Below are 10,724 nucleotides of genomic sequence, written 5' to 3'. Positions count from 1 at the left end.
CTATGAGTTTTACTCGGAGTGTATCTTAGTTTACTTAAACACTTTTCTCTTCTTACATAAATATATTATTTTTCCTAGTATAAATCTAAAGGAGTATTTTTATACAATAAAACGCTTTCAGAAATTCTGAAAGCGTTTTTTATGAGAGCATCAATTATGCTTAGAATCTTTCCCAAAAGAATGGCGGATCAATACCCAAAGCTCTTAAATAAGTATACCCTTGACCACGGTGATGTACTTCATTGTCAATAAAATAAAGAATATTCTGATACACCGGAAACTCGTACTGACCAAATAAATTAAACATTTCCTGAAATCTTTCTTCAGAAATTAGATTAAAATAATGATTAATTACTTCCGTTTCAGAATCCCATTTTGCAAGAATCTCTTCTTTTGTTTTTGGCTGAAAAGCTTCTTCAGAAAATTTTTCTTCCTGATGATCTACAATTCCTTTCAAACCAGGACCTGCAATGCTGATTAATTCTACTGCCAGCTTTGCGAAAGGTCTCATTCCGCCAATTGAAAATTCAAATAATTCTTTTTCAGGAAATGCATCAATCACCCTTCTTGTAAGGTTTCTGTGGCCTTGCCAATGTTCTAACATTTGTGCTGAAGAAATAAACTGTTGGGTTGCAATTGCTGTAGTTGTCATAATTTTTTGTTTTAAGTTGTTAATCTTAAGACAAAGGTAATCGCAGTTTATGACAACAGTTTGTCAGTAGGGTTTTCGATGTTTAAAAAAAGTTTTAAACTTTCAAAATAAATAAATATTTTTCACGTTAGCTTGATATCCGATACACAAATGTTTTAACTGTAAATATGTAGAGGTAGATAAATTTGAATTAGGCCGGTTTTTAAAATCGGTCTTTTTGTTTATTCATTCATTGTATCCCACAAAGTCATTACCTCAACGCTTTTTAATGATTTTGAAAGGGTAACTTTTTTTGAAGTTTTTGGAAGCAAATCGAAAAAATTGTCACTAAAATGGGTGTCGCCCATCAAATAAACATCTTTCGCCAAAATATCAGTTGAAATTTCGATTTCTGTTGCAGAGATTTTCTTGATTTTGATATTGGGTTTTGTAAGTTTTAGATCTTTTGGTTTTACGAAGAAATGATTGTTTTGGGCAATAATTTTTTTGGTTTTATCTTTTAAGATTAATTTTAAAAAGACTTCATTTTTATTGGAATATTTAATTAAGTTTTTAATTTCTATATGATTAAACTTCACAATTCCATCGAGTATTTTTCCATCCTGAACAGTAGTTAAATCATTTAAAATTTTTCCATTAAAATCAACAACCTGGATTTCTACTTTTACATCTTCGAAATTTTTTAATTCATCATTAATCCCATAAAAATCCAGAAATTCCTCTTTTTCTTCGGTTAAAATTACCTGATTTTCAAAGCTTCTTTTCACCTGATAATGCAAAGCTTTCCAGTTTCCTAAATAATCAATCGATGACCAGGAAATCACTGGCCAACAATCGTTTAATTGCCAATACAAAGTTCCCATATTGTAAGGTTTTGCACGACGATGCGCTTCAATGGCAATCTGCATTCCGCGAGCCTGAAGAAGCTGGGAAACGTAATTGTATTTCACAAAATCTTTTGGAATCACATAATCACGTTCCATGTATTTCTGAATAATTTCAAATCCTCTTGCATTTTTTTCGTGCGCTTTAATCGTTGGATTTTCTAAACTCAAATCCGATTTTACTGAAAACATAGATTTAACGGTTTCTAAACTCGGCATTCCCTGAAAGCCATATTCTGAAGCAAATCTTGGAACTTTTTCGTTATAAATTTCAAAAGGAAATTCACCCCACCAAACTCCCCAATAATGAGAATCGCCTTCGGTTAAGCTTTCTTTGTGCCCCCAACCAATCGATGGTGAAGTCGGCCAATAAATATTTTTTTCTGAGGTTAAATTTTCCTTCAAAGCATTCGGAATCACTTCATGAAAAACCTTTTTGTAATCTTTCCAAACCTGCAATGAATCTTCTTTTGAATATTTGAATTGCTTCTGATATCCCCAATTGACAATCGCTTCATCAATTTCATTATTTCCGCACCATAAAGCAATCGACGGATGATTTTGAAGTCGGTTAACCTGATCTTTAACTTCCTCTTTTACATTCTTCAAAAAATCTTCGTCTGACGGATAAAAACTTCCGGCAAACATAAAATCCTGCCAAACCAGAATACCGTTTTCGTCGCAGGCTTTGTAAAATTCGTCATCTTCATAAATTCCTCCACCCCAAACACGAATCATATTCATGTTGGCATCTTTACAATCTTGGATAAGTTTTTTATATTTTTCTTTGGTAATTCTCTGTGTGAAGCTGTCAGACGGAATCCAGTTGGTTCCCTTTGCGTACATCGGGTTTCCATTAACCTTAAAGTAAAAAGATTTTCCTTTTTCGTCTTTTTCCTGAACTAATTCGATGGTTCTGAGACCAATTCTTTCAGATTTAAAACTTAGAGTTTTTGAATCTTTTTTAAGAGAAACTTTTAAATCATACAAAGTAGGTTCACCCCAACCGTTGGGTTGCCAAAGTTTTGGATTTGTAATCTGAAAAGGAATTGAAATCTTATTTGAACCTTCCTGTAAAGAAACATCACGCGTTTCATTATTGATTAAAAAACTATACTTTCCGCTTTGCTCAGCGAAAATTTCCGCATAAATATTTAAATCAGCTCTTTGTTTTGTTAAAGCTTTATGTTCTATTTTTATATTTTCAATTTTTGCCTGATTCCAGAAATTCAATTTTACATATTTCCAAATTCCTGCAGTGACTAATCTCGGCCCCCAATCCCAGCCGAACTGATATTGCGCTTTTCTTACAAAACTTCGTGGTGATTCCGGCATTGTAAACGGAACTTTTTTCGCTAAATCTTTTCCAATATTTACTGAAGATTTAAATTTAATCTGTAAAATATTATTTCCAATTTTTAAATCATTTTTCACCGGAATTTTCCAGGTTCTAAACATATTATCAGTTTTCTTCAACCGTTTTCCATTTAAATAAATTTCAGAAAACGTATCCAGCCCATGAAAAACCAAATCTGCATTCTGATTTTCTAATTCTTTAGCGGAAATTTTAAAAACCGTCTGATAATCCCAATCTTCATTTTCAACCCACTGTACTTTTTTCTCATTTTCATCTTTATAAGGGTCGGGAATAAGTTTGTTATTCATCAAATCCAAATGCACCGTTCCCGGCACGGAGGCCGTGAGCCATTTATTTTCTTTGGAGTTTTTGAATTGCCATTTTTCAGAGGATAAATTGCGCTCTGAAAATTGTGCTTTGATTAATGTTTGAATGAGAAGTAAAGCAAAAAGTATTGTTTTGTTCATCTACTGTTTATTTACAATTCTATGGATTCCGTCTTTGATAAGCGGGGTATTAAAATTAATGAGAAGACCTAGTTTAATATTGGTTAATTTTAAATATGTTGTTATTTGTGAGTAAAAAACTGGATGAATTTCTACAACAGATTTTATTTCAATAATTATTTTATTTTCTACAATCAAATCAATTCTATAAGCGTTATCGATGAGTTCACTTTTATATTTTAGAGGAAGTAATAACTGACTTTCAACCTTCAAACCAAGCTCTTTTAATTCATAGGCCAAAGCAACTTCATAGGCGTTTTCGAGTAAACCAACTCCCAAAGTTTTATGAACCTCTAAAGCTGCTCCTATAATTTTATATGATAATTCGTTTTCTGTCATTTGTGATTGTGTGTTTTTAAAATTTTACCATCTCGTTTTTTATCGATATACTTTGTATGATTTTTTTTAACGCAAAGATTTTTTTTCTTTATGTTTTAGTTTAAGGAGCAAAGAGGAATCAATAAATTGATTTTATTAAGCGAACGTTTTTTCAAGCTTAATAGGGACTCTGTCGCAATTCTTTGCTTATTAAATTTAGATATATTTAGATTAATCTTTGCGTCTAAAATATTTTCAATCATTTATATATCTTGTGTTATTATTTTTTGACGCAAAGATCTTTTTGCTTTATGCTTTAGTTAAGGAGCAAAGAGGAATCAATAAATTGATTTTATTAAGCGCATGTATATTTTCACGCTTAAGCGACTTGTTCGTTACTCTTTGCTTCTTAAAATTAGCGGTACACATATAAAACTTTGCGTTAAAAAAACATCCATTTTAAAGCTAAAAATTTACAAATTAACTTTCAACTTTTTAATTTCATCTGCGTTGGCAAAAGATTCATAAGACAAAACCGCTGAAGAATGAAAATATTGACCCTTAGTTACATTTTTCAATTCTGAAATATTATTAGAGCGAACACCGCCACCAATCAAGATTTTGATATCATCAGAATAACCTTCAACAAGCTTTTTTAAATTTTCTTTTCCTTCCATTGCAGAATTTTCTCCTCCGGAAGTAAGAATTTCTTTAAAACCTAATTCAATAAGCTTTTCGGTCGATTCAAAAATATTTTTGGTTCGGTCAATAGCTCTATGAAAAACACAAGGTTTTCCGTTGGCTAATTCAATTAAGATTTTATTTTTGTCGATATCTATTTCCTGGTATTCATCTAAGATCCCGAAAACAAAACCATCTGCATTGGTTTTAGAAAACTCAATAATACTTTTCTGCATTTGCCTGAATTCTGAATCGGTATATAAAAAACCTCCTCCTACAGGACGAATCATTACATGAATCGGTTTCGAATATTTTTCTTTCAAATATCTCAATTCTTCCAGATCGGGGGTAATTCCTCCTGAATTGATGTCTGCACAAAATTCAATTCTGTCTGCAACAGAATTTAAAGCAATTTCGGCAGAAGCGATATCAAATGTGGCAATTTCTAAGAACATATATTTTATTCTTTAATTTTTTAATTAACTTTTTCTAAAACATTTCCAATGAAGAATTTGTTTTTGATTTTAGTGACCTTAATAATTCGTTTAAAAACCTCTTTAGATTCTATATCTTGCAACTCTACATAAAAACTGTAATCATTTTCAAGACTTGCATTTAAGTCGCATTTTTTTACTTCAATTTTCGTCCAATCTTGTGCTGAGATAAGAAAACCTGTATTTAAAGCAACATTTTCGGTATTGAACTTATTCTTCCATTTTTGCTGGAACTCTTTCAATGTGAGACTTCCATCAACATCCAAATCAACATTTGTTGCATCTGTTTTGAATTCATAATAATCTTTGGTTGTTATATTTTGCATGATATTTTCTTGATTAGAAATATCTGCATTAAAATAGCTTTCGATACTTTTCACCAACCAGGTTTTTGCTTCAGCGGTATCTTTGGAATTATTTTCTACTACAGATTCTTTAGGGAGATTATTAATTTTAATTTCTTCCTTTTTAGTCTCACTGCAACCTATTATTAAAAGTAAACTAATAATAAATATGTTTTTCATATTCTTTGTTTAGGTTTTGGCTAAAGCCAAATGGATAATCTATTATATTTAAAACGGGCTAAAGCCCGTTCCTATTGATTGATAAACGCTTTAGATTTAAAATTTAACTTTTTATTTTAAAGCAAATTCTGGTTTTTCCAGACGGTTCCCTTTTTGGTCGTAAACAGCGAAATTAAATCCGTCCTGAATGCAATAAGAACCGTATTCACCTTTTTTATTAATCGCAATAAAGCCAACCTGAATATCTTTTAAACTTTTATTTCTTCTTTTAGTAATTTTCACGATTCTTTCAACCGCTTCTTTACACGCCTGTTGAGGATTTCTTCCTTGTCTCATCAATTCAACCACGAGATGAGTTCCTACCGTTCTTATTACTTCTTCACCGTGACCTGTCGCTGTTGCTGCCCCAACTTCGTTATCAACAAATAAACCAGCTCCAATAATTGGAGAATCTCCTACTCTGCCGTGCATTTTAAAAGCCATTCCGCTCGTTGTACAAGCTCCCGAAAGATTTCCTTGAGCATCGAGCGCAATCATTCCAATTGTGTCGTGATTTTCAATATTGACAATGGGTTGATATTTGCTGTCTTTTAACCATTCTTTCCACTCTTTTTCGGATTCTGCGGTGAGAATATTTTCTTTTTTAAAACCTTGAGAAACGGCAAACTGTAACGCTCCATCACCCACCAACATCACGTGAGGTGTTTTTTCCATCACTGCTCTAGCTACAGAAATTGGATTTTTAATATTTTCAAGACAAGCTACCGAACCGATATTATAATTATCATCCATAATACAGGCATCGAGCGTTACTCTTCCGTCTCTGTCGGGACGACCTCCGTAACCGACACTTCTTTCATTCGGGTCATTTTCTACCAAACGAACACCTTTTTCAACCGCATCCAGAGCTCGTCCGCCTTTTCCAAGAATCGTCCATGCTTCTTCATTGGCTTTTAAACCAAAATTCCAGGTGGAAAGTACGATGGGTTTATTAATTACTTTTGTATTCTCTGGTGAGTCTTTAGCAATCAAATCCAATGGATTTAACAATAATGCTGAAGAAATGAGTGCTGATTTTTTAAGGAATTTCCTTCTACTGTCCATGATACGGTTTAAGATTTTTCTAAATTACTAAAATTTTGCATCAGTAAAAAAATGATTGCAGAAAAGAGTCTGTAGCAACACAATTAATGAGGTAGTTTTTCTCTGAAATATCCGTAAACCCAAGTTCCAAAAATGGCGCTCAGCAAAGTAATTGTTACTACTAAAGCACCCGTTCCTATTTGTGCGAATAAAGGACCGGGACATGCTCCGGTAATTGCCCAGCCAAATCCGAAAATCAATCCGCCATAGATTTGTCCTTTATTGAATTTTTTTGGAGCTATTACAATAGATTCTCCATGAATGGTTTTTATATTAAATCTTTTAATCAACCAAATAGAAATCATTCCTGTAAGAATGGCAGTTCCGATAGCCCCATACATATGAAATGATTGTAAACGAAACATTTCCTGAATTCTGAACCAGCTTATGATTTCAGCTTTTACAAAAACAATTCCGAATAAAATACCCACTAAAAGATATTTGAGATTGTAATACCATTGATGCTGAAGATTAGTTTCGTTAGTGCAAATGGTATTTTGATGACGTATGTCTTTTTCTTTTGTCATTTTTAAATAAATTAAAGTGAAAGAATGATTGGCAAAATTACATTTGCCATTAAAAAGCCTCCTGCCATAAAGCAAATTGTTGCTACCAAAGAAGGCCATTGAAGATTAGAAACTCCCATTATCGAATGTCCGCTTGTACAACCTCCCGCATATCGGGTTCCAAAACCTACCAAAAACCCACCGACAACGATCAGAAGAAAACCTTTTAGCGTTAATAAACTTTCAAAATTCATCAGCTGTGTTGGCACAAGATTACTGTAATCTGTAATTCCGTAGGTTGCCAATTCTGCTTTAAGTTTTGGATTGACTGAAATTTCACCCGGATTTATCAAAAAATATGAAGCAATCATTCCTCCAAAGAAAATTCCTAATACGAAGAACAAATTCCACGACTCCTTTTTCCAGTCGTACTTAAAAAAGTTTACGTTTGCAGGAATACAAGCAGCACAAATATGTCGTAATGACGAACTGATTCCGAATGATTTATTTCCTAAAATTAACAGCGCAGGAACTGTAAGACCGATGAGCGGACCTGCAATATACCAAGGCCAAGGTTCTTTTATGATTTCTAACATTATTTTTTTCGAATTTAATTATTTAAAAATTTTAGTTTGACAAACAAAATTACTTTTAGAAACTTCAGTATTTGCAATCGCAGCAAAACCGCCTTCGATTTCTGTGAAATTTCGGTATCCTCTGGCTTGCAGAATACTTGCCGCCATCATACTTCGATAGCCTCCTGCACAATGAAGATAGAAATGTTTTTCTGAATCTAAGTTGCCAATCCAATCATTGATATATGCTAATGGCATATTGTAGGCTTCATTCACATGTTCTGATTGGTATTCGCTTTCTTTTCTTACATCGATGATTTTAACTTCTTTATTTTTGATTTCGCTCTCAAATTGTTTTGCAGAAATCCGGTTAATGATGTCTATTTCTCTGCCATTTTTTTTCCAAGCTTTAAAACCACCTTCGAAAAAACCTAAAATAGTATCAAACCCAACTCTGCTCAATCTTGTTAAGGTCTCTTCCTGCTTATTTTCATCCGTAATTAATAAAATCGGCTGTTTTACATCACCAATCAAAGCTCCGACCCAAGGTGCAAAATCGCCGTTTAAACCAATGTTGATTGACTGAGGAATAAAGCCTTTCGCAAATTCATCATTATTTCTCACATCAAGAATCAAAGCTCCAAAAAGTTCGGCAGTTTTTTCAAATTCTTCGGGCGAAAGAGCGTTTAAACCTTTAGAAACAACATCATCAAAACTTTCGTAGCCTTTTTTATTCATCGCCACATTCATCCCAAAATATACAGGAGGCGGAAGAAGTCCGTCTGTAACCGCTTTTATAAAACTTTCTTTACTATTTTGATTCAACGCATAATTTGTTTTTTTCTGATTTCCTAAGGTGTCTACTGTTTCTTTCTGCATATTTTTTCCACATGCCGAACCCGCACCATGAGCCGGATAAACAATAATATCATCATCTAAAGGAAGTATTTTTTTGTATAAACTTTCATAAAGAAGTCCAGCTAAATCTTCCTGAGTCATATTTTCAGCTTTCTGAGCTAAATCAGGACGACCAACATCACCTAAAAATAAGGTGTCGCCGCTGAATAAAGCTTTTTCTCTTCCGTTTTCATCAATTAATAGAAAAGAAGAACTTTCCATCGTATGTCCCGGTGTGTGAAGCACTTTAATCTTTATTTTTCCTATTTCAAAAATTTGATTGTCTTGAGCTATAATGGCTTCAAATTCAGGATTAGCAGTCGGTCCGTAAACAATTGGAGCGTTTGTTTTTTTACTCAAATCAATGTGTCCGCTTACAAAATCTGCATGAAAATGGGTTTCAAAAATATATTTCAGCTTAACATTATCTTTTTCCAGTCTTTCAATATACGGTTTGGTTTCTCTTAAAGGGTCTATAATTGCCGCTTCACCATCAGAAACGATATAATAAGCACCTTGAGCAAGACATCCGGTATATATTTGTTCTATCTTCATCTTTAAATATTTATTTTATTGATATTTTTATGTGCTGCAAATTTCCTTAAACTACTTTTCTCACACCGCTACTTTTGTTACATAACAATTTTTAAAGTATTATTTCTTTCAAAATAATATAAACTACCATTATCAAAATGAACCATCCAAATACGGGTTTCAATTTTTCACCGTTGATTTTTTTTGATAATTGTGTTCCTATGAAAATTCCTACTATTGCAATTGCTGATATACTTCCTAAAAAACTCCAGTCAATTTTCAGATGATTCACTGAAGAAAAAAATCCGATAAGAGAATTGACAGATATAATAACCAAAGAAGTTCCGATGGCAACTTTCATGGGCATTTTCAGAAAATTAACCAATGCAGGAATAATCATAAAGCCTCCTCCCGCTCCAACCAATCCTGTTAAAAAACCTACAACAGAACCTTCTCCTACTGCTAAAAAAGCGTTGTTTTTTTGTGAAGATGTAGCCTTGATTTCTAATACTTTATTTTTCCGAATCATTTTGTACGAGGCAGCAATCATTAAGCCTGCAAAAATCAGGAGCAAAAAAATATTTTTTGTCATTACAAAGTTTCCAAACTTAAAAATAGAATCAGGAATGATTGGTAACAAAAAATTACGGGTGAGAAAAATAGAGATGACAGATGGAATACCAAAGATTAAAACGGTTTTCATATTTACCAAGCCATTTTTAAAGTAAGATACAGAGCCTATTATACTGCTGGTTCCAACTATAAAAAGTGAATATTCTGTTGCTAAAAAAGCATCAATCCCAAAAAAATAAACCAAAACCGGAACAGTGAAAATACTTCCGCCACCGCCTATTAAACCTAAAGAAACACCTATTAAAACAGATGCGATATAACCAAAAATTTCCATTTCTCAACTTTATGATGCAAAAATGGAAATATCCTGAAAGTCCTACAGCTACTTTTGTTACATAAGTAAAGCCTCATTGAGGCTTTATTTTTTTAGAATTCACTATACAAATTCAAACAAGCTATAAAAGTATAATTTTATTTCTCCCGAGTTTTAATTTACCTGTATCTTCCAACTGTTTTAAAAGCCTGGAGACGACAACTCTTGCCGTTCCCAACTCATTAGCAAGCTGCTCATGAGTAATGATGATGGTTTTAGATTGAGAGATTTCAGTTTTTTTAATCAGAAGGTTCAATAATCTTTCGTCTACTTTTTTAAAAGCGATGGCATTAATAATATCCAGCAACTCTTCAAAACGTTTGTGGTATAGTCTGAAAATATAATCCAGCCATTCCGGGTATTCTTTTATGAAAAGAGAAACTTTATCTACGGGTAAAAACAGAATTTCGGCATCTTCTTCCACTTCGGCTTTCACAATACTTTTTTCATTATGCATCCCGCCAAGAAAAGACATGATGCAACTTTCACCCGCTTGAATATAATACAGTAAAATTTCCCGACCATCTTCTTCAGTTCTGATTACCTTAATCATTCCTTTCATTACAATCGGAATAGAGCGAATAGAAGAATTTTCATCTAAAATAATATCTCCTTCTTTATAAGTTTTCTTATTACCGTTGAGATATAATTTTTCTACTAATTCTGGTGAAGATGTGAATTCTGATGATAGAACCGAGTTTTCCATG

General features: G+C 32.9%; 11 protein-coding genes. All 11 read right to left on the bottom strand.

All coding sequences use genetic code 11. From position 1 onward, the window contains the following. Positions 1-160: 160 nt before the first annotated feature. On the bottom strand, positions 161-652 hold the full coding sequence (locus tag B5X64_RS09165; protein WP_079464935.1) for a DinB family protein: 492 nt from the start codon (positions 650-652) through the stop codon (positions 161-163). 221 nt (positions 653-873) lie between these two features. After that, on the bottom strand, positions 874-3,360 hold the full coding sequence (locus tag B5X64_RS09160) for a beta-mannosidase (RefSeq protein ID WP_079464934.1): 2,487 nt from the start codon (positions 3,358-3,360) through the stop codon (positions 874-876). Beyond that, the gene (locus tag B5X64_RS09155) at positions 3,361-3,738 is read right to left on the bottom strand and encodes a GxxExxY protein (RefSeq protein ID WP_079464933.1); all 378 of its coding nucleotides are present in this window, start codon (positions 3,736-3,738) and stop codon (positions 3,361-3,363) included. Between the two features lie 452 nt (positions 3,739-4,190). Further along, the gene (locus B5X64_RS09150; protein WP_079464932.1) at positions 4,191-4,853 is read right to left on the bottom strand and encodes a copper homeostasis protein CutC; all 663 of its coding nucleotides are present in this window, start codon (positions 4,851-4,853) and stop codon (positions 4,191-4,193) included. Positions 4,854-4,873: 20 nt separating this feature from the next. Further along, positions 4,874-5,416 carry a hypothetical protein gene (locus B5X64_RS09145; protein WP_079464931.1) on the bottom strand — a complete coding sequence of 181 codons (543 nt, stop codon included), beginning with the start codon at positions 5,414-5,416 and terminating at the stop codon, positions 4,874-4,876. 111 nt (positions 5,417-5,527) lie between these two features. Beyond that, the gene (locus B5X64_RS09140) at positions 5,528-6,520 is read right to left on the bottom strand and encodes an isoaspartyl peptidase/L-asparaginase family protein (protein WP_172459130.1); all 993 of its coding nucleotides are present in this window, start codon (positions 6,518-6,520) and stop codon (positions 5,528-5,530) included. A gap of 83 nt (positions 6,521-6,603) precedes the next feature. Beyond that, a complete protein-coding gene (locus tag B5X64_RS09135; RefSeq protein WP_079464929.1) occupies positions 6,604-7,086 on the bottom strand; it encodes a DUF6691 family protein in 483 nt (160 codons plus the stop codon). 11 nt (positions 7,087-7,097) lie between these two features. Next, the gene (locus B5X64_RS09130; RefSeq protein ID WP_079464928.1) at positions 7,098-7,661 is read right to left on the bottom strand and encodes a YeeE/YedE family protein; all 564 of its coding nucleotides are present in this window, start codon (positions 7,659-7,661) and stop codon (positions 7,098-7,100) included. Positions 7,662-7,679: 18 nt separating this feature from the next. Then, positions 7,680-9,092, bottom strand: a complete 1,413-nt coding sequence (locus B5X64_RS09125; RefSeq protein ID WP_079464927.1) for an MBL fold metallo-hydrolase — start codon at positions 9,090-9,092, stop codon at positions 7,680-7,682. 91 nt (positions 9,093-9,183) lie between these two features. Beyond that, on the bottom strand, positions 9,184-9,978 hold the full coding sequence (locus tag B5X64_RS09120) for a sulfite exporter TauE/SafE family protein (protein WP_079464926.1): 795 nt from the start codon (positions 9,976-9,978) through the stop codon (positions 9,184-9,186). Positions 9,979-10,099: 121 nt separating this feature from the next. Further along, positions 10,100-10,723: a Crp/Fnr family transcriptional regulator gene (locus tag B5X64_RS09115; protein WP_079464942.1), complete on the bottom strand. Its 624-nt coding sequence runs from the start codon at positions 10,721-10,723 to the stop codon at positions 10,100-10,102. Position 10,724 lies beyond the last annotated feature (1 nt).

Source organism: Chryseobacterium balustinum, assembly GCF_900168205.1.
Lineage (GTDB): Bacteria > Bacteroidota > Bacteroidia > Flavobacteriales > Weeksellaceae > Chryseobacterium > Chryseobacterium balustinum.
The sequence above is the reverse complement of the archived record's forward strand: the minus strand, read 5'-3'. Positions and strand labels throughout refer to the sequence as shown.